An 18,837-nucleotide genomic window follows, 5' to 3' on the forward strand; every position below is an offset into this window, starting at 1 on the left:
GGGAGAGCCTGTCGTCGGCCGGGGCGTTGAAGTCACAAAAAATCAGTCGCCGACGAGCAGCGCGTCCCGGAAATCGACCTCCGGATCGGTGCTGACCGCAGCCGCCGGCGGCTCGATGAGGTGGGCCGGGACGGCGCAGCCGCGCCCCGCGTCGGAGCGCGTCGCGAAGGCCACGAGGGCGAGGAGCGCCGCGAGGACGATCGCGGTGCTCTCCAGAAGGGTTCGTCCCGGGACGAGGGTGTGTGCCTGCCGTGCCATGGGCCGAAACTTCGGCGGAGCCGGCGCCCGTCACAATGCGGAACTCGCCCCATTCAGCCTTCGGCTCAGCCGAAGGCACTTGCGGCCGCGCTCCAGGCGTCGGACCATGGCCCGATGCGCTTCGATCTCACCGATCTCCGCCTGTTCCTGCACGTGGTCGAGGCCGAGAGCATCACCCGCGGCGCCGAGCGGGCGGGTCTCGCGCTGGCCTCGGCGAGCGAGCGCATCCGCGGGATGGAACTCGACGGCGGCGTGCCGCTCTTGGAGCGCCTGCCCCGCGGGGTGCGCCCGACGCCGGCCGGGCAGGCGGTGGCGCACCATGCCCGCACGGTGCTGGCGCAACTCGAACAGATGCGCGGCGAACTCGGCCAATACGCCCGCGGCCTGCGCGGGCATGTGCGCCTGCTCTCGGTGACGGCGGCGGTCGCGGCCTTCCTGCCGGAGGTTCTGTCCGACTTCCTCGCGGCGCACCCTGGCATCGACATCGATCTGGAGGAGCGCACCAGCCGCGAGACCGTCGATGCGGTGGCAGGCGGCCTCGCCGACCTCGGCATCGTCGCCGACACCACCGAACTCGCCGACCTGGAGACGCGACCCTTGCGCCCCGACCGGCTCGTCGTCGTGGTGGCGGAGAGCCATCCGCTGGCGGCGCGGGCGGCGGTCGCGCTCCGGGAGGTGCTGGACGAGCCGTTCGTGGGTCTGAGCCACAGCCGCTCGCTCCAGACCTATCTGGCCGGCCACGCCGCGCGGGCGGGCCGCCCGTTCAAGCTGCGGGTGCGGCTCGGCGGGCTCGACGCGGTCTGCCGCATGGTCGCCCGCGGCGTCGGCATCGCCATCGTGCCGGAGGCGGTCGCCGTGCGCGCCGTCGAGACGGCGGGCATCCGCATCGTGCCGCTCAGCGACCCCTGGGCCTGCCGCCGCCTCGTCCTCGCCGCCCGCCGGTTTTCCGCACTGCCGGCGCATGCGCGCCAGCTGGTGGATCACCTGACCGCGGAAGCCGCGGGCTGAGGCCGCGTCAGAACCGCGCCGGGTCGAGCTCGAAGGTCGGCGGCAGCGCCTCGAACCATTCGCCGTAATAGGGATCGCGCGGAATCTTCGCCGCCCAGCGTGCCCGAAAAGCGGCGTGCTCGGCTGGATCGACGGTGCGGGCGCGGTTGCGGCTCTCGTAGTGGTAGAGTTCGGCTTCCGCGCAATAGACGCTGCGCAAGCCGCGCTCGTAGAGGCGCAGGCACAGGTCCACGTCGTTGTAGTTGACCGCGAATCCCTCGTCGAAGCCCTGGATCGCCTCGAAGTCCGCGCGCCGCACCATCACGCAGGCGCCGGTCACCGCGAGGTAGTTGCGGTTGCCCGCGGTCGAGAAGAAGTGGCCGGGGTCTTCCCGCGGGTAGGTGCGGCGGGGGTGGTCGGGCGTGGCGTCGATCACGCTGACGCCGACATGCTGCAGCTCGCCGGTCTCGAACAGAAGTTTCGCCCCGACCGCGCCGACGCCGGGGATGGCGAGCAACGCCAGCATCGCCTCGATCCAGTCCGGCGTGATGACCTCGACGTCGTCGTTGAGGAAGACCAGCACGTCGCCGGTGGCTGCGCGGGCGCCGAGATTCATCTTGGCCGCGACGTTGAATTCGGGCCGCGCCCACGTCACCGCGCGGGCGCCGTGGCGCTCGAGCGCGGCTTTCGTGCCGGGCCGCAGGTCGCCGTTGTCGACCGCGACGATCTCGATGGATTCGTAGGTGCTGGTGCCCCGGATGCTGGCGAGGCAGGCGGCGAGCAGATCGACCGTTTCCCCCCGCACCACGCTGTCGCGCCCCGCCGTCGGGATCACGATCGAGACGGGCGGGCGTTCCTTGAGCACGCGGCGCAGGTGGAAGCTGCCGGCGAACGCCGTGGGGCGCACGGTGTCGAGCCCGCCGGTGCGGCGCGCCCGATCCTCCAGCGCGCGGATTGCGGCGGCGACCACGTAGCCCTTGTTGTCCATGGCCTGCGCCGTCGAGCCGGGGATCGCCCGCCAGTGGTAGAGAACCTGCGGCACGTGGCGGACATGGCGGGCGTGCTCGGTGTAGCGCAGGACGAAGTCGTAATCCTGCGCGCCCTCGCACTCAGAGCGGAACCCGCCGATCCGGCCCACGATGTCCCGCCGGTAGAGCGCCAGATGGGCCGTGTACATGCAGGCCTCCAGCGTCTCGGGCGACCAGTCGGGCTTGAAGAACGGCTCGTAGCGCTCGCCGTCCACCGTCATCTTGTCCTCGTCGGAATAGACGAAGTCGGTTTCCGGGGCCGCGTTCAGGGCCGCCACCAGGGCGAAGAGGGCGTGGGGGGGGATCGTGTCGTCGTGGTCGATCAGGGTGAGCCAGTCGCCGGTGGCCAGCGCCAGCGCGTCGTTGCTCGCCGCGACGATGCCGCCGTTCTTTTCCCTCGAATGCAGGCGCACCCGCGGTTCCTCGGCCGCCAGCCGCCCCAGCATCGGGGCGATGTGGGGGGCGGTGGAGGCGTCATCGCACAGGCACAGCTCCCAGTCGGGGTAGCTCTGGGCCCGGATGCTGGCGAGCGCTGCCGCGAGATAGAGCTCGGGCGTGTTATAGACCGGCATGACGATGGAGATGCGGGGGCGGATCGCGAAGCCTTCGATCGCCGCGCGCATCGCTGGCGCGCTCGGCAGGGCCGGCCGCTCGACCCGCTCGATCCAGGCGGCGTAGGAGGCCGACGCCGGGCGCGGCCGGGCGCTCTCCCAAAACTCCCGCCACAGGGCGGCGGGCGGGCGCGACCGGGCGAGGCGGGCCAGCCGCGGGATCAGGGCGGCGGGGCGGCGCTCGTCCGGGGCCAACCGCGCCAGAAGCCGCCGGGCGATACTCAGTGCGGCGCGGGGCCCGCTCAGGGGTTCGAGGCTGGCGCGCGACAGCCGGAACCGCCCGCTCGCGGCCAGTGGATCGAGGCGCAAGCCCCGCACCCGGCGCGGCAGGCGCACGAGATCGTCGATCCCGCCCTCTTCGCGAAGTTCGAGGCGCAGCGCGCGGTCCTCGCGAAAGCCCGACCCGTCATCGACGTAGAGCAGCGGGACGAGCTTGGTGGTGCCGAGCGGTTCGAGATCGAGCCGCAGCCGCACCCAGCCGCCCTTCAGGCGCAAGCGGAACAGCCGCCCGCCACCGGGGCGGGTCAGGCGGAACTGCGGATCGGCCCCGGTCGAGCGCCACAGGCCCTCGCCCTCCGGCTCCAGCTGTCCCTTCGGTTGGATATGGCAGGCGATCATGCCGGCTGGGTTAGAGCATCGGCCCGAAAGGTGGCAACGGCTTTCGGAAAAAAGCCGATGCGGCGCATAAACTTAGACAATCGTCCTGGATTTCATATCCAGGACGATTGTCTATCCGCTCGCGAGGTGAACCGCGAGCCAGATCGTCGGATCGGCGGTCGCCTCGACCCGGTGGCGGCGATTGCGCGCGATCCAGACGTGGTCGCCGGGCGCCAGACGAAGCGGTTCGGGCGCGTCTTCGAACCGGAGCGTGGCGGCGCCGGCCAGCACCGCGACCCACTCGTCCTCCTCCTGGTCGTACCAGAAGCCCGGCGGGCTCGCCTGCCCGCGGGAGACGATCCGCTCGATCCGGGCGCCCGGCGCGGAAACAAGCGTGGCGAAGGTCTCCGCGGGCGCGCCCTCCGGCGGCAGGCCGGCGAACAGGTTGGGCACGTCCTCGCTCATCCGCCTCACCCCCGTGATGCCACCGATGCCGGCCCCGCGGCGTTGACCGATACGCCAAAGCTTCAAGGGACGCCGCGCCATGCCCGAGACCGATCCCCCGCCGCCCCCGCCCGCCGATCCGGATGCCGGCCTGCCGACCCCGCCGAGCCCCGGCCGGGTGCCGCCGCCGCGGCTGCCGCCGGAGCCGAAGCCCGCGCAGGACGACGGGGACGCGTGAGGCGCCTCACCCGCGCTCGGACGCGTCGTCGGGGCGTGCATTCAAGCGCGCGTGCAGCCGCTCCGGCAGGATCGCGGCCCATCCCCCCACGCCGTCGCCCGCCACGAGGGCGGCGACCGCCGCCGCGCACGCGTCGGGCTCCAACTCGGCGAGCAGCGCCTCGATCTCGCCCGACACGGGAAGCCCCCTCATCGCGGCGATGCTCGCGACCTGGGCCGGCGTGAAGGCGGCCTGCGCCGGCCGGTCGTCGGCGCCCGCGGCCAAAGCGGGCAGGACCGCGTAGACCTCGCCGAGCCGCAGCTCGACCCCGACGGCCTCGAGCCGCAGCACGGCGTCCGGCCCGACGAGCAGCTCGTAGTGCCATCCGGCCGCCTGCCGGTGAAAAGCCTCGATCCGGCACTGGTCCTGGGCGACGAGGGCGAAGTGCCGGAGGTCGGGCAGGCTTTGGTAGCGGAGCCATTTCCGGCCGCGGTCGTAGCGCTCGGTCGAGGGCGACAGCACCTCCAGGATGACGGTGGCGCCGGGCACGCCCCGCGTCTCGGCATCGGGCGCGACGCCCGCGCCGCAGGCCACGAACACGTCCGGATAGAACCGCGCGGTGCCGGCCTCGAGCCGCATGGTCTCGCGGAACACGGCGCACGGGCCGCCGGGGGCGAGGCGGTCGGCGATGAGGCCGTCGAGGCGGCGCGTCAGGGCGTGATGCGCGGTCGATCCGCCGACCATCATCCGCACGACTTCGCCGTCGAGATATTCGAGCCGCTCGCCCTCGCCCGCCGCCGCGCAGAGGCGCTCGTACTGCTCCAGGTCGATGAAGGCGTCGCGCAACGCAAGCGGCATGGCGGGGCTCCGGAGACGCGCCATTAAACGGGCTCAGCGCCGCCCGAACAACCGCTCGATGTCGGCCAATCCCAAACTCACGAAGGTCGGGCGGCCGTGGTTGCACGAGCCGGAGAGGGGCGTCGCCTCCATCTGGCGCAGCAGCGCGTTCATTTCCTCCGGCTTGAGGCGGCGTCCGGCGCGGATCGAGCCGTGGCAGCTCATGCGCGACAGGAGCGCGTCGAGGCGCCGGCTGACCGGATCGGGATCGCCCGCGCCCGCCGGGCCGCCCTCCTCGACGCCGCTGGCCTCCAACGCGTCGAGCACGTCGAGGACGAGGTTTTTGACCGAGCCGCCCGCGAGCGCGGCAGGGACGGCGCGGATCAGCACCGCGCCGGGGCCGAAGGCCTCCAGCGACAGGCCGAGCCGCTCCAGTTCGGGGGCGGCTTCGACGAGGCGGTCGGCGGCGTCCGGGGCCATCTCGACCACGTCGGGGATGAGCAGACCCTGGCACGCCACGCCGCCGCCGGCCCGCTCGGCCTTCAGGCGCTCGTAGACGAGGCGCTCGTGGGCGGCGTGCTGATCGACCAGCACGATCCCGTCGCGGGTCTGGGCCACGATGTAGGTGCCGTGGATCTGGGCACGGGCCGCGCCGAGCGGATGGGCGTCGGCCTCTTCCGCCCCGGCCTCCGGCCGCAGGTCGGCAGCAGGGGGCAGGTCCGGCTGGGCGAAGTCGTGAGCGAACGCCGCCTGCGGCGTCTCGGCGAAGCCCGACCGGTCGGGCATCGCGGGCGCGGGCGCGCGCCAACCCGCGGGGGCGGCGAGCGAGGGGCCGGAGAACAGGGTGCGGGCCGGGCGCGGCATCAGGCTCGGGGCGGCCGCCCCCGTATGGACCGTGAAGCGCCCCTCCCCCACGGGGCCGCCGATCCCCGAAACACTTGGCCGCAGGGCGTCGAGGGCGGCGCGCGCGCCGGTGGTGGAGGAGCGGGCGCCTGCCCGGCGCAGGGCCTCGTGGATCGCGCTGACGACGAGCGCGCGCACCAGCCCCGGCTCGCGGAAGCGCAGCTCGGTCTTGGCCGGATGCACGTTGACGTCGACGAGGCCGGGCTCGCAGGCGAGATACAGCGCCAGCACCGGATGGCGGTCGGAGCTCATGGTGTCGGCGTAGGCCCCGCGCACGGCGCCGAGCAGCAGCCGGTCGCGCACGGGGCGGCCGTTGACGACGAAGTGGATGTGGGTGCCGGCCCCGCGGTGGAAGGTCGGCAGGCCGACATGGCCTTCCAGCGAAAACCCCTCGCGGGCCATCGACAACGGCACGGCATTGGCCGGAAAATCCGGCCCGAGCACGCTGCCGAGCCGGCGTAAAGTGGCGGCCTCGTTCACTTCGGCCTCGGCCGGGAACACGGTCGGGCTGCCGCTCTCGGTGCGCAGGGTAAAGCGCACCTGCGGCTGGGCGACCGCGAGGCGCCGCAGCACTTCCGCCACCGCCGCGGTCTCGGCCCGGTCGGATTTGAGGAATTTCAGCCGGGCCGGGGTCGCGGCGAAGAGGTCGGTCACCTCGATGCGGGTGCCGCGCGCGGCGGGCGCGGGCCGCACCGGGCCCTTGAGGCCGGATTCGACCGTGAGGCTCACCCCCTCCCCCTCGGCGGTGCGGGAGGTGATGGCGAGCCGCGAGACGGCGCCGATCGAGGGCAGGGCCTCGCCGCGAAAGCCCAGCGAGCCGATCCGGGTGAGGTCGCCGTCGGGGAGCTTCGAGGTGGCGTGGCGCTCGACCGCGAGCGCCAGATCCTCGGCCCCCATGCCGATGCCGTCATCGACGACGCGGATCAGGCGCCGCCCGCCGGCCTCGATCGTCACCTCGACCGCGCGGGCGCCCGCATCGATGGCGTTCTCGACCAGTTCCTTGACGGCCGAGGCCGGCCGCTCGACCACCTCGCCCGCGGCGATGCGATCGACCAGGATCGGGTCGAGCCGGCGGACGCCGGCACGCGGCGGCAGGAGGGCGGAGGCGGCGGACATTTCTTGACCGAATATAGGCGCCTGCCGTGGTCGCCGATAGGCGCCGAGGCCCGTTCTCACTCGGGGTTCGACACTCGAATCGAGGCGGCATCCCAAGAGGCGCAATGACGGACATCCTGAACGCCCGTCATCCCGGGGCCGCGCAGCGGAACCCGGGATCCACGACCGGCCGCGACGGTTCGTTCGGCGTCGCATCACGGGTGGGTTCCGGGTTCCGCTGCGCGGCCCCGGAACGACGGTGGAGGATCAAGCGGCAGATAGCGTGAACCGCCTCGACCCGCGCCCCGTCGCCTCACCCCCGCGGCAGCATCCGGTCGCTGATGATGCGGCGCTGGATCTCGCTGGTGCCTTCAAAAATCGTGGTGAGCCGCGCGTCGCGCCAGTAGCGCTCGATCCGGCGCTCGGTGGTGTAGCCGTTGCCGCCGTGCAGCTGCATCGCTTGGTTCGTCACCTTCACGGCCATCTCGGTGGCGAGCAACTTCACCGCGGCCGACTCGCTCTCTGCGGGCAGGCCCTCGTCCAGCAGGTGCGCGACCTGTTGCCAGTAGGCGCGGGCCTGCGCCACCTCCGCCGCCATGTCGGCCAGCGCGAAGCGCAGCGCCTGGAACTGGCCGATCGGCCGGCCGAACTGCTCGCGCTCCTGCAGGTAGGCGGTGCAATCCTCGACCGCGGCCCGCGCCACGCCCACGGCGCGGGCCGCGGTGTGGACGCGGGCGATGTTGAGGCCGCGCTGGACCGAGGCGAAGCCGCCGGCATCCGCATCCGCCCCCTCGTCGCCGTAGAGGCCGGTGAGGCGGTCGCGCTCGGGCACCCGCACCCGGTCGAGCTTCAGCTCGAAGGTGAGGAAGCCGTGGTAGCCGATCTTGTCGATCACCGTGCCCTGCATCCCCTCGGGGAAGGTGCCGGGCTCCTTCACCACGAGGAAGGGTTCGAGCCCGGCCGAGCGCGATTCGCCGGGCTTGGGGTCGCGCACGCGGGCCAGAACCTCGATGAAGTCCGCGCCTTGGGCAAAGCCCGCCCAGCGCTTGGTGCCGGTGAGATACCAATGGTCGCCCTCGCGCACGGCCCGCGTCTGCACCCCGGCGAGATCCGAGCCGGCGGTGGGCTCGGACAGCGCGATCGAGCCGATCCATGCGCCGCGGGCCGACTGGCCGAGCAGCGCCCTGCGGCGGTCGTCGTCGATCGTCTGGGTGCCGAGCCCCTGGCCGCGGGCGAGGATCGAGCCGGTGGAGAGCCACGCCCGCGCCAGCTCCTCCGAGATCAGGCAGTATTCGAAGACGCCGAGCCCCATGCCGCCGTACTCGGCGGGAATCGTGATGCCGAACCAGCCCTTTTGCGCCATCTGGTCGATGAGCGAGCGGGGCATCTCGCCCTTTTGCGGATCGAGCTCGTCGGCGAGCGGCAGGATGACGTCGCGGGCGAAGCTGCGCGCCTCTTCCTGGAGGGCGACGCGGTGCTCTGTGCGCCAGGGCGAGAGCAGTTCCGGCGGGCGCGGCTCCATCATCTCGGGCTTGCCCATCGTCCACCCTCCCACGGCATAGTTTGGTCGCGGGAACCGAACGCTCAAGTCGGCAAAACGTTCGCGCTGCCCGCGAATTCCCCTCCCCCTTGCGGGGAGGAGGCAGGGGTGGGGGTGGTGCAGAAGGCACCGCCGAGCCACATCCGGCACCACCCCCACCTCCGGCTCCTCCCCACCCAGATCGGGCCTGCCCGATCTGGGCAAGCAAGGTGCGGATCTCGGGCAAGCCCGAGGTCCGGGGGAGGAGAGCGCGTTGCTCTTGCGCTCGCCCCCGCCCGCCCTCAGAACGCGGCCATGCTGCGCGTCAACGATCTCTCCTACCGCATCGGCGAGCGGGTCATCCTCGACTCCGCCACCTTCGCGATCCCCGACCGCGCCCGGGTCGGGCTGGTGGGCCGCAACGGGGCGGGCAAGACCACCCTGTTCCGGGCGATCCTGGGTGAATTGCCGACCGACACCGGCGCGGTCTCGGTGCCGAAGGGCATGCGCATCGGCGCGGTGGCGCAGGAAGCGCCCGCCGGCCCCGAGACCCTGCACGAGGTCGTGCTCGCCGCCGACACCGAGCGCGCCCGGCTGATGCGCGAAGCCGAGACCGCGGAGGGCGTGGCCCGCGCCGAGATCGAGACGCGGCTCGTCGATATCGGCGCCCACTCGGCCCCGGCCCGCGCGGCGGCGATCCTGCACGGACTCGGGTTCGATGCGGCGGCGCAAGCCCGCCCCTGCTCGGACTTCTCCGGCGGCTGGCGCATGCGGGTTGCGCTCGCGGCCGTCCTGTTCTCCGAGCCCGACCTGCTGCTCCTCGACGAGCCCACCAACTACCTCGACATCGAGGGCACGCTCTGGCTCTACGACTACCTCGAAAAGTACCCCCGCACGGCGATCATCATCAGCCACGACCGCGAATTGCTGGACACCTCGGTCGATCACATCCTGCATCTCGACCGCGGCAAGCTGACGATCTACCGCGGCGGCTTCACCTCCTTCGCGCGCCAGCTCGCCGAGAAGCGGGTGCTCCAGGCCAAGGCGAAGGTGAAGCAGGACGCCGAGCGGGCGCATCTCCAGAGCTTCATCGACCGGTTCAAGGCCAAGGCAACCAAGGCGCGCCAAGCCCAGTCGCGGATGAAGCGGCTCGCCAAGATGGAGCCGATCGCCGCGCTGATCGAGGACGACGTGCCGGTGATCCATCTGCCGAGCCCGGAAAAGCCGCTCTCGCCGCCGATCGTCGCGATGGAGCGGGTCCAGGCCGGCTACGGCGAGCGCATCGTGCTATCGGGGCTCAACCTGAGTCTGGCCCCCGACGACCGGGTGGCGCTCTTGGGCGCCAACGGCAACGGCAAGTCGACCTTCTGCAAGCTGATCGGCGGGCGGCTGCCGCCGCTCGCGGGCGAGATGAAGCGCTCGTCCAAGATGGAGGTGGCGTATTTCGCCCAGCACCAGCTCGACGAGCTGCGCCCCTCCGAGAGCGCGGTGGCCCACGTGCGCGACCGGATGCCCGACGCGCCCGAGGCGCGGGTGCGCTCGGCCGCCGCGCGGCTGGGATTTCCCGCGACCAAGGCCGACACGCCGGTCGAGAAGCTGTCGGGCGGCGAGAAGGCCCGCCTGCTGATGGGGCTGGCCGCCTTCGACGGGCCGCACTTGCTCATTCTCGACGAGCCGACCAACCACCTCGACATCGAGAGCCGGCAGGCGCTGGTGGAGGCCATCAACGACTACGAGGGCGCAGTGATCCTCGTCTCCCACGACCGCTTCCTGATCGAGGCCTGCGCCGACCGGCTCTGGCTGGTGCGCGACGGCTCGGTGAAGACCTTCGACGGCGACATGGACGATTACCGCCGCCTCGTGCTCGCCGGCCCGGAGCGGACGGAGGCGGGCTCGGAGGGGACCGGCGGTCAGAAGGCCGAGGCGCGCCGCTCCGCGGTCGAGCGCCGGGCCGCGCTCGCGCCGCTGAAGAAGCGGCTCGACGGGATCGAGGCGCGGATGGCCAAGCTCTCGGGGGCGATCGAGAAGATCGACGCGGCACTCGCCGACGGCACCGCCTTCCTCAAGGACGCGGCGAAAGCCGGCGACCTCGCCCGGATGCGGGCCGAGGCCGCCGACGCGCTGGCCAAGGCCGAGGAGGAGTGGCTGGAGGTGAGCGGGGAGATCGAGGGGGCGGCGTAGGGCGCGGCCCCTCAGCCCGGATGCGAGGCGGCCCAGCGGCCGTTCTGGGTGCGCCCGCCATAGCCGTAGGCGTCGCCGTCGGCGGCGTGGACCAGCACGTAGCATTCCTCGTGCAGCCGCCCGAGCAGGGCCTCCATGCCCTCGAACGCCGCCCTCACGAAGGCCGTCGTCTCGTCCTTGGTGTTGGTGCCGACCGTGATCTTGAAGTCCATCCAGAAGGCCGAGAGGCCCTCGTCGGTCGGGTTCCTGTCGCCGATGAACCAGCCCTTCGGGTCGGCCTCCTCGATCAGCATCGCGGTGACGCTCCGGTCCTTGCCGAGTTTTTCGGAGCCCAGCCGCGAAGCGAGTTCAGCGATCTGGGCGCGGAGTTCAGGGCGGGGCGTGGGGGTGACGTAGCGGACGATGATCATCGGCATGGGAGCCTCCTGCGTGTCGTTGGCAGGGACAATCTGGCCTTTGCGACATCCACGCGGAACGCTATGATCGACTCTCGTCATCATAGCGAATTCGTATCATGCTCGATCTCGCTTCGGTGCGCCTGTTCATCCTCGCGGTCGAGTTCGGCAACCTGACCCGGGCGGCGGAGGCCGCCGGCACGGTGCAGCCGGCGGTCAGCGCCCGCATCAAGGCGCTGGAAGCCGCGCTCGGCCGCAAACTGCTGGAGCGCACGCCCCGCTTCGTCCGCCCGACCGAGGACGGGCTGGCCTTCCTGGCCAAGGCCCGCGCCCTGATGGCCGCGCACGACGAGGCGACGCGCTTCGACGACGCGCCGAGCGTGCGCCTCGTCATCGGGGCGAGCGACCATGCGCTCGGCACCGGGCTGGAACACGTGATCCGGCACGTGCGCGCGGCGCTGCCCCACCGCAGCGCGGTCGAACTGCGCCTCGGCCTGTCGCAGCCGATCCGCACGGCGTTCGACGAGGGCGAACTCGATGCCGTGATCATCCGGCGCGAGGCCGGCGGCGCCGACGGCGAGGTGCTGGGGCTCGACCCGCTCGGCTGGCGCGCCACCGAGGAGGATGTCGTCGCGCCGGACCGGCCCGTTCCCCTCGTCACCCTCGGGCCCCATTGCGGCGTGCGCTCGATGGCGGTGCGCCATCTCGATGCCGCTCACCGGCCCTGGCGCGAGGCCTTCGTCGGCGGCTCGTGCAGCGCGCTCGTCGCGGCGGTGCGGGCGGGCCTCGGGATCGCGCCGATGGGCGCGGTCGCCTCCGGGCGGATGAGCGATGTCGGCGCCCGCTACGATCTCCCGGTGCTGCCGCCCTCCGAGATCGTGATGTTCGCCCGCGCCCATTCCCCGGCCGCGGCGGCTGCGGCCCGTGCGCTGGAGGCCGCGGTTCAGTCGATGTTGCGCGGGGCCTGAAGCGGCGCTCGCCGCAGCCAGATCGCGGAGGCCACCGTCAGCGGTTCCAGCGGCAGGGTCACGGCGCCCTGGCGCTTGCCCCACAGCGCCAACCCGCCGAAGCCGACCCGGCGGACGGCGAGCCACGCGCCGAAGGGAAACACCGTCTCGTTGCCTTCGCCCGCCCCGAAGCATTCCTCGAAGGCGATCGGATCGACCATCAGGGCGTCGTACTTCGCCAGATGCGCCGCCATGCCGACCTTGGCGCGAAACGGCCCGCGGTCGCGGTGGAATGCGGCGAAGCACGGCTCGTAGGCCGAGAGCGACAGGCGCAGCCGCCCGCCGATGCGGAGGTAGGGCGGGTTCGGCCCCTCCCGGCCGAACTGCGCCGGGCCCCAGCCTTCCTCGCGCATCAGCGAGTCCGCGAGCGTCACGGCCGCGGGCGGACCCTCCGCCGGGCCGGTCGCGGATGGGGCTGCGTCGTCTTCGGCCATGTCACGCCCCTCACCAGACGACGGCACTATCCTGCATCGAAGGCCGTCCGGCGACCGGATTTTTTCGTTCGTTCGATCCCGTGCGGGCCGGCCTGCCGATCGGTTGCGAACGCTCGCGTCCGGCCGGGCGGCCGCTCAAAACCCTCCGCCGGTCTGGTCGAAATCGAGATAGGCGGTCTCGATCACGATCTGGGTGCGGCTGATGACTTCGAGCTTGCGCAGGATCTCGGAGACGTGGGCCTTCACGGTCGAGTCGCCGACTTGAAGCTCGTGGGCGATCTGCTTGTTGAGCTTGCCCTGGCGGATCATCGTCAGCACCCGCATCTGCTGCGGCGTCAGCCGGGCGACGCGCTCGGCCAGCGGCGGCTTCCTGCTGTTGGGGCGGGCCGGCGCCGGCGGCACCTGATCGGCCGGCATGAACAGGGCGCCGCCGAGCACCTCGGAGATGGCCCGCGTCAGCGTCGCCTTGTCGACGGCTTTCGGCACGAAGCCCGCCGCGCCGTGGCGCACGGCCTCGTGCATGATGCGCGGCTCCTCCAGCCCCGAGACGATCAGGATCGGCACGCGGGGAAACCGGGTGCGGATGGTGACGAGCCCGTCGAAGCCGGCCACGCCCTGCATCGTCAGGTCGAGCAGCGTCAGGTCGATCGCGGGGTTGCGGTCGAGGATGTCGCAGGCGCCGCGGATGCCGTCGGCCTCGTGCAGCTCGGCGCCGGGAAAGGCCAGGGCGATGGCGCTCGCCAGCGCCTCGCGAAACAGCGGGTGGTCGTCGACGAGAAGGAGCCGCAAGGTACTCTCTCCCACGCGCGGGGCGAGCCCATGGGCAGAGTCATGGGCCGGATCGGTTGCTGCGCTGGCCATCATAGCAGGGTCACGCTTTCCGGTGGGCCGATACGGCCCGGTCTCAGTCCCGAATCCTAGGGTAATTCGGTAGAGCTGGCTGCCCGTGCTTTCGTCCAATCACGCGCCGCCCTCCCACACGAGCTGGCGCCGGCCCGGACGGTGTCCCTCCGAGCCTGTGTCGCGAAAACCCAGCTTGTGCAGCAGGCCCCAGGAGGCGACGTTGCCGGGGCGGCACTCGGCCAGGATCGCCCGGCGGGGAAAGCGCGTCCGCAAGAGGCCGAGCACGCCGCCCACCGCCTCGGCGCCGAAGCCGCGCCCGCGGGCCGCACCGCCGATCCAGTAGCCGATCTCGATCGCGCCCTCCCCGCGCAGATGCGCGCCGACGACGCCGGCCAGCGTCCCGTCCTCCCGCAGCCACGCCCCGAGGAAGCGGTCGCGCCCGTGCCGCCCGCCCGCGATCAGCCCCTCGGCATCGGCCAGCGTGAACGGATCGGGCAGGAAGTCGATGGCGCTGGTGATCGCCGGATCGTCGGTGAGGCGGTGCAGGGCCGGCGCGTCGGCCCGCTCCAGCGCAAGGATCGCCAGCCGCTCGGTCTCGATCCGCGGCAGGTCGAGCAGACTTTCGGGACGGGCGCGCCGGAACCACATTTTTGGCATGTGGGCGCGTGCGGCGGGACGGAAAGGCACGTCCAGAGACGCGGGTCTAATCCCAGCCCGGTGACGTATACCAGCCGGGTCCGTCCGGCCCTTGCCGGGATGTCGCGGGCTCGCGATGGGAGCGAACCATCGCCGCCGCATCCCGTTGCCCGTGCGAAGAGAGGTCCGATGCCCGATCCAGCCTTCACCGCCCAGTCGCCCTTGTCCTGCGCCATGCGCAGCGCCTGCCCGCGCTGCGGCCGCGGCCACCTGTTCAATGGGTTTCTGCAGGTCGCGCCGGCTTGCGACAATTGCGGGCTCGACTTCTCCTTCGCCGACCCCGCCGACGGCCCGGCCTTCTTCGTGATGATGACGACGGCGATCCCCGCGGTCGCCTTCGGCCTGTGGTTGGAGCTGACCTACGACCCGCCGGTCTGGCTGCACTTCGTGCTGACGCTGCCCGTGGTGCTCATCACCTGCACGCTCCCCTTGCGCTTCTTCAAGGGCTGGCTGGTGGCGAGCCAGTACATCCACCGGGCGGCGGAAGGGCGGCTGGCCCGCCCCGCCCCGGCGGCACCCGCGCGGCCGGACTCGTCCGGCCCGGCCTGATTTCTTGGGACTTGAACAAGAAGGCCCGCCCCGTGGGTAACGGGGCGGGCCTTCTTGTTAGCGGGTCGTTCCCGTCCGGCTCAGTGCGCGGCGGGGGCGAGGCCGGCCGGCGGGTGGATCACCATCTCGGTGAACGGGTAGACGTAGGCCTGGAGCATCACGAGGCCGCCGACGAGGCAGGCCAGCACGATCGAGTGCCAGAACACGAAGCGCAGGATCTTGCTCTCCTGGCCGAAATACCCGGTGGCGGTCGAGGCGACGACGATCGACTGCGCGTCGATCATCTTGCCCATCACGCCGCCGGAGGAGTTCGCCGAGGCCATCAGGATGCCCGACAGGCCGAGCTGCTCGGAGGTGATCCGCTGCAGGCCGCCGAACAGCACGTTGGAGGCGGTGTCCGACCCCGTCAGCGCCACGCCGAGCCAGCCGAGCAGGGTGCCGAAGAACGGGTAGAGGATGCCGGTGCCGGCGAACGCCAGGCCGAGCGTGGCGTCGACGCCCGCGTAGCGGGTGAGGACGCCCAGCGCCAGCATCGCCGCGATGGTGATGAGCGAGTAGCGCAGCACCCAGATCGTCTCGAAATAGGCGGTGATCAGACGCACCGGCGAGAAGCGCATGATGAAGCCGGAGATGATCGCGGCGAACAGCACGCCCGTGCCGGTGTAGGACATGTAGGTGAAGTTGAAGATCGCCGCCTCGGCCTTCGGCTTCGCCTCCACGGGCGGCACCTTCATGATCATGTTGTGCAGGCCCGGCACCTCGTACTTCCACGAGAACCTCGGGTTGACGAGGTCCTTGAACCAGCCGGTGCCCCAGATCGCGACGATGATCGAGAGGATGATCCACGGCAGCCAAGCCATGAAGATCTCCTGCGAGGTGGCGGTGCGGCCGCCGAGGTTGACCTTCGGCAGGTCGCTCGGCACGCCGGCACCCAGCGAGGCCGGACGGGGCTCGCCGTAGCCGAGGGACGGGTCGTGGCCGCGAAGCGCCGGCGAGGTCCACACCTGGGCCGGGCGCCACACCTTCAGGAAGGCGACGAGCGCGGCCATCGAGACCAGCGAGGCGCCGATATCGACGATCCACGGGTTGACGTAGTTCGAGATCAGGAACTGCGCGGCGGCGAACGAGATGCCGCAGACGGCGATCGGCGGCCAGATCGCCATCATGCCGCGGAAGCCCGCGAACACCCAGATCAGCCAGAACGGCACGATCACCGAGAAGAACGGCAGCTGCCGGCCGATCATGGCGCCGAGCACGTAGGGATCGTAGCCCGTCACCGAGGCAAGGCCCTGAACGGGAGCGCCCAGCGCGCCGTAGGCGACGGGGGCGGTGTTGGCGATGAGCGAGAGGCCGGAAGCGGCCAGCGGCGAGAAGCCGAGACCGATCAGGATGGCGCCGGTGACGGCGACCGGGGTGCCGAAGCCGCCCGCGCCCTCGAAGAAGGCGCCGAAGGCGAAGGCCACCAGCAGGAGCTGGATGCGCCGGTCCTCGGTGATGCCCGCGACCGATTGCTGGAGCGTGCCGAACCAGCCCTTCTCCACCGTCAGGCGGTAGAGGAAGATGACGTTGAGGATGATCCAGCCGATCGGGAACATGCCCGTGACCATGCCGAGGATGGTCGCGCGCACCGCGAGGTCGGTCGGCATGCCGAAGGCCACCACCGCCACGAGGAAGGCGACGACCAGCGCCAGCACGGCGGCGATGTGGACCTTGATCTTACCGCTGGCGATCATGCCCAGCAGGGCGATGACCGGCAGCGAGGCCACGAAGGTCGAGACCCATTGATTCCCGAATGGGTCGTAGACTTGATTCCAGGGTGTCACGGGCGTTGCCCTCCTCCGTGCCGGGATCTTTTCGTCCCGACCTTGTCGGAGGGTGCTAGCAGAGCCGTCTGGTCCGCTCAACGCGCGGTATCATGTATCCAGGGGAAGTGTCGTGACCTTGCAACAGGTTAGGGCCGGGGCACGCGGTTAACCTGCGTAAATCGTCCGGCGGCTCGGATACGGGCGCCTTCGGGTGGGGTTCCCAAGGGGATTCCCAGATCGCGACCCCTCACGGATCGCGACGGCGAAGGAGCCTTCTGCCATGTTCATGCGCGTCGATCAGTTGCAGGCCGAACTGCCCGCCCCCAAGCGTCGCGATCCCAACGCGGCGGCCGCGCTGCAGGAGTTGCTCGGCGGCAAGTACGGCGAGATGTCGACGCTGGGGAACTATATGTTCCAGAGCTTCAACTTCCGCAGCAAGGACAAGCTCAAGCCGTTCTACAGCCTGGTCGCCAGCATCACCGCGGAGGAGCTGGGCCATGTCGAGCTCGTCAGCAACGGCGTCGCCATGCTCAACAACGGCCCGGACAACGACGGCGATACGGGCGACGGCGGCGACATCTCCGGCGCGCCGTTCGAGGACATGAAGGACATCCGCCTCGCGGCCGCCTTCCTCTCGGGCGGGGGCGGCGCGGCGCCGATCAACAGCAACGGCGCCTCGTGGAACAACGACTTCATCACCTCGACCGGCAACGTCGTCGTCGACCTGCTGCACAACTTCCACCTCGAATGCGGCGCGCGGCTGCACAAGCTCAGGGTCTACGAGACGCTGACCGACCCGACCGGCCGCGAGGTCTGCGGCTATCTGCTCGTGCGCGGCTCGGTCCACGCGCACGCCTACGCGCTCGCGCTGAAGAAGATCACCGGCGTCGAGATCGAGAAATTCCTGCCGACCCCGAACATCGATCTCTCGAAGATTCCCGAGAGTCAGAAGTACCTGGCGGAGGGCTCGCACCGCCGGCTCTACACGTGGAGCCCGAAGGATTACCGCGAGATCGCGGGCCTCTGGGGCAACGGCGAGCAGGCGCTGCCGGGCGATCCGCCGGGCGAGCTGGAGGTGGTCGAGGGCATGCCGGACGGCGGCAAGATCCACCAGCTCACCGGCGTTCCCTCGGCCTTCACGCCGGACTACGCGCCGGAAGAGATGTTCGAGATCGCCCAGAAGCTGACCAAGAAGGCCCGCTGACACCGACGCCGGGGAGGCCCCCTCCCCGGCTATTTCTTGGATTTGGCCGGCGCTGCCTTCGGTTCGGGCGGCGCCATGCTGCCGGCCACCACCCAGTGGCAGACCGCCGTGCCCTTGAGGGCGAGGCAATCGTAGGCGCGTCCGCCGAGCGCGGCGTGGTCGGTGATCTCGGTCACGCTCGCGCGCTCGACCGTGCTGCAGCCGAGATCGGACTTCGGATCGCGGATCGTCGCCAGCGCCGCGGCCGCGTCGCCCTTGGTGTCGCGCAGGAGACTGCGGAGGTTCGCCAGCGACGTGCAGCCGATCACCGGCTCGGACGCCGCCTTGGCGGGCGCGCCCTGCGCGGCGGCGCAGGTCACGGCGAGGAGGGCCAGAAGGGGCAGGGAGCGGCGCATCGGAAAAATCCCGGACGATCGCTTTCACCTACCACGCCGCGATCCAGGTCGGATGACGCCGCCCATCGGCCCGGTGCGCTCCCGCACCCTCCTTCTGCCCATAACCCTCCGCCGTCATTCCGGGGCCGCGCAGCGGAACCCGGAATCCACCCGTGATGCGGGATACCCGGTCGCAATCGAACTGTCGCGGCCAGTCGTGGATTCCGGGTTCGCCTTCGGCGACCCGGAATGACGGCGCAGAGAGTTCGCCGAAGACCGTCTCACGTCCCCTTCCGCCCCGCCTGCCCCTTCAGCTTGGCGAAGCGCTTGAGCGCCTTGTCGCGGCGCAAGCGGGTCAGGCGCTCGGTCCAGAACACGCCGTCGAGCTGGTCGATCTCGTGCTGGAGGCAGGCCGCGCGCAGGCCCTCGGCTTCCTCCTCCCGCTCCGCCCCGTCGAGGTCGCGGTAGCGCACCCGCACGCGGGCGGGCCGCTCGACCGGCTCGATCACGCCGGGCATCGAGACGCTGCCCTCCGGGTGCGCCGCGCGCTCGTCGGAGGCCCAGACCACCACCGGATCGACATAGGTCGCGGCCGGCTCGTCCGGCTGGAGGCGGATCACCACGATCCGCTCGGGGACGCCGAGATGCGGGGCGGTGAGCCCCATCGCCCCGACCGCGCCGAGCGTGTCGAGCACGTCGTCGGCGAGCGCGCGCACGGCCTCCGGCGACAGGGTCATCGGCGCGGCCGGGCGGCTCAGGCGCGGATCGGGATGGAAGACGAGCGGGCGGACGGGCATGGCGGGTTCCGGTGCCGGAAAAGGTCGGGACGAGCCATCCCCCACGGCGCGCCGCG

19 protein-coding genes are annotated in these 18,837 nt (G+C 71.4%); 6 read left to right on the top strand and 13 right to left on the bottom strand.

The features are described 5' to 3' along the window. Positions 1-42: 42 nt before the first annotated feature. The gene (locus AAHG03_RS13505) at positions 43-258 is read right to left on the bottom strand and encodes a hypothetical protein (protein WP_342151187.1); all 216 of its coding nucleotides are present in this window, start codon (positions 256-258) and stop codon (positions 43-45) included. Positions 259-372: 114 nt separating this feature from the next. On the opposite strand from AAHG03_RS13505, the gene AAHG03_RS13510 reads away from it, so the two are divergent. After that, on the top strand, positions 373-1,266 hold the full coding sequence (locus AAHG03_RS13510) for a LysR family transcriptional regulator (RefSeq protein ID WP_342151189.1): 894 nt from the start codon (positions 373-375) through the stop codon (positions 1,264-1,266). A 7-nt stretch (positions 1,267-1,273) separates the two neighbouring features. Here AAHG03_RS13510 and AAHG03_RS13515 read toward each other — a convergent pair whose 3' ends face one another. Both AAHG03_RS13515 and AAHG03_RS13520 read right to left on the bottom strand, forming a co-directional pair. Further along, positions 1,274-3,502 (bottom strand): glycosyltransferase family 2 protein, encoded by a 2,229-nt coding sequence (locus AAHG03_RS13515; protein WP_342151191.1) that lies wholly within the window; start codon positions 3,500-3,502, stop codon positions 1,274-1,276. 111 nt (positions 3,503-3,613) lie between these two features. Beyond that, entirely contained in the window at positions 3,614-3,946 is a 333-nt protein-coding gene (locus AAHG03_RS13520; protein WP_342151192.1) for a cupin domain-containing protein, read from the bottom strand. Positions 3,947-4,025: 79 nt separating this feature from the next. On the opposite strand from AAHG03_RS13520, the gene AAHG03_RS13525 reads away from it, so the two are divergent. After that, the gene (locus tag AAHG03_RS13525; protein WP_342151193.1) at positions 4,026-4,163 is read left to right on the top strand and encodes a hypothetical protein; all 138 of its coding nucleotides are present in this window, start codon (positions 4,026-4,028) and stop codon (positions 4,161-4,163) included. A 6-nt stretch (positions 4,164-4,169) separates the two neighbouring features. Here AAHG03_RS13525 and AAHG03_RS13530 read toward each other — a convergent pair whose 3' ends face one another. The 3 genes from AAHG03_RS13530 to AAHG03_RS13540 all read right to left on the bottom strand — a co-directional run bounded on the left by AAHG03_RS13530 (position 4,170) and on the right by AAHG03_RS13540 (position 8,517). Then, positions 4,170-5,000: a Uma2 family endonuclease gene (locus tag AAHG03_RS13530; RefSeq protein WP_342151194.1), complete on the bottom strand. Its 831-nt coding sequence runs from the start codon at positions 4,998-5,000 to the stop codon at positions 4,170-4,172. 33 nt (positions 5,001-5,033) lie between these two features. Then, positions 5,034-6,998 carry a DNA mismatch repair endonuclease MutL gene (mutL, locus tag AAHG03_RS13535; RefSeq protein WP_342151195.1) on the bottom strand — a complete coding sequence of 655 codons (1,965 nt, stop codon included), beginning with the start codon at positions 6,996-6,998 and terminating at the stop codon, positions 5,034-5,036. Between the two features lie 292 nt (positions 6,999-7,290). After that, on the bottom strand, positions 7,291-8,517 hold the full coding sequence (locus tag AAHG03_RS13540) for an acyl-CoA dehydrogenase family protein (RefSeq protein WP_342151196.1): 1,227 nt from the start codon (positions 8,515-8,517) through the stop codon (positions 7,291-7,293). Positions 8,518-8,811: 294 nt separating this feature from the next. Between AAHG03_RS13540 and AAHG03_RS13545 the strand changes: the two genes are divergently transcribed. Next, positions 8,812-10,677 (top strand): ABC-F family ATP-binding cassette domain-containing protein, encoded by a 1,866-nt coding sequence (locus tag AAHG03_RS13545; RefSeq protein WP_342151198.1) that lies wholly within the window; start codon positions 8,812-8,814, stop codon positions 10,675-10,677. A gap of 11 nt (positions 10,678-10,688) precedes the next feature. On the opposite strand, the gene AAHG03_RS13550 is transcribed toward AAHG03_RS13545, so the two are convergent. Then, positions 10,689-11,093 carry a tautomerase family protein gene (locus tag AAHG03_RS13550; protein ID WP_342151199.1) on the bottom strand — a complete coding sequence of 135 codons (405 nt, stop codon included), beginning with the start codon at positions 11,091-11,093 and terminating at the stop codon, positions 10,689-10,691. A 98-nt stretch (positions 11,094-11,191) separates the two neighbouring features. Between AAHG03_RS13550 and AAHG03_RS13555 the strand changes: the two genes are divergently transcribed. Further along, positions 11,192-12,040, top strand: a complete 849-nt coding sequence (locus tag AAHG03_RS13555) for a LysR family transcriptional regulator (RefSeq protein ID WP_342151200.1) — start codon at positions 11,192-11,194, stop codon at positions 12,038-12,040. Here the strand turns inward: AAHG03_RS13555 and AAHG03_RS13560 are convergent. The 3 genes from AAHG03_RS13560 to AAHG03_RS13570 all read right to left on the bottom strand — a co-directional run bounded on the left by AAHG03_RS13560 (position 12,016) and on the right by AAHG03_RS13570 (position 14,004). Beyond that, positions 12,016-12,513 carry a hypothetical protein gene (locus tag AAHG03_RS13560; protein ID WP_342151201.1) on the bottom strand — a complete coding sequence of 166 codons (498 nt, stop codon included), beginning with the start codon at positions 12,511-12,513 and terminating at the stop codon, positions 12,016-12,018. The genes AAHG03_RS13555 and AAHG03_RS13560 overlap by 25 nt on opposite strands. A 135-nt stretch (positions 12,514-12,648) precedes the next feature. Next, positions 12,649-13,302, bottom strand: coding sequence for a response regulator transcription factor (locus AAHG03_RS13565; protein ID WP_342151202.1), 654 nt, complete (start codon positions 13,300-13,302; stop codon positions 12,649-12,651). A gap of 171 nt (positions 13,303-13,473) precedes the next feature. Next, positions 13,474-14,004, bottom strand: coding sequence for a GNAT family N-acetyltransferase (locus AAHG03_RS13570; protein ID WP_342151203.1), 531 nt, complete (start codon positions 14,002-14,004; stop codon positions 13,474-13,476). Between the two features lie 177 nt (positions 14,005-14,181). Here AAHG03_RS13570 and AAHG03_RS13575 point away from each other — a divergent pair, with 177 nt between their 5' ends. Beyond that, a complete protein-coding gene (locus AAHG03_RS13575) occupies positions 14,182-14,601 on the top strand; it encodes a DUF983 domain-containing protein (RefSeq protein WP_342151204.1) in 420 nt (139 codons plus the stop codon). A gap of 80 nt (positions 14,602-14,681) precedes the next feature. Here AAHG03_RS13575 and AAHG03_RS13580 read toward each other — a convergent pair whose 3' ends face one another. Beyond that, positions 14,682-16,424 (bottom strand): L-lactate permease, encoded by a 1,743-nt coding sequence (locus AAHG03_RS13580; protein WP_342151205.1) that lies wholly within the window; start codon positions 16,422-16,424, stop codon positions 14,682-14,684. A gap of 262 nt (positions 16,425-16,686) precedes the next feature. On the opposite strand from AAHG03_RS13580, the gene AAHG03_RS13585 reads away from it, so the two are divergent. After that, a complete protein-coding gene (locus AAHG03_RS13585) occupies positions 16,687-17,610 on the top strand; it encodes a manganese catalase family protein (RefSeq protein WP_342151206.1) in 924 nt (307 codons plus the stop codon). Positions 17,611-17,639: 29 nt separating this feature from the next. On the opposite strand, the gene AAHG03_RS13590 is transcribed toward AAHG03_RS13585, so the two are convergent. Beyond that, positions 17,640-18,005: a hypothetical protein gene (locus AAHG03_RS13590; protein WP_342151207.1), complete on the bottom strand. Its 366-nt coding sequence runs from the start codon at positions 18,003-18,005 to the stop codon at positions 17,640-17,642. 260 nt (positions 18,006-18,265) lie between these two features. Continuing rightward, the gene (locus AAHG03_RS13595; RefSeq protein ID WP_342151208.1) at positions 18,266-18,781 is read right to left on the bottom strand and encodes a peptide deformylase; all 516 of its coding nucleotides are present in this window, start codon (positions 18,779-18,781) and stop codon (positions 18,266-18,268) included. Between the last annotated feature and the right edge of the window lie 56 nt (positions 18,782-18,837).

Origin of the sequence: Methylorubrum subtropicum (genome assembly GCF_038442325.1) — a bacterium.
Taxonomy (GTDB): domain Bacteria; phylum Pseudomonadota; class Alphaproteobacteria; order Rhizobiales; family Beijerinckiaceae; genus Methylobacterium; species Methylobacterium subtropicum.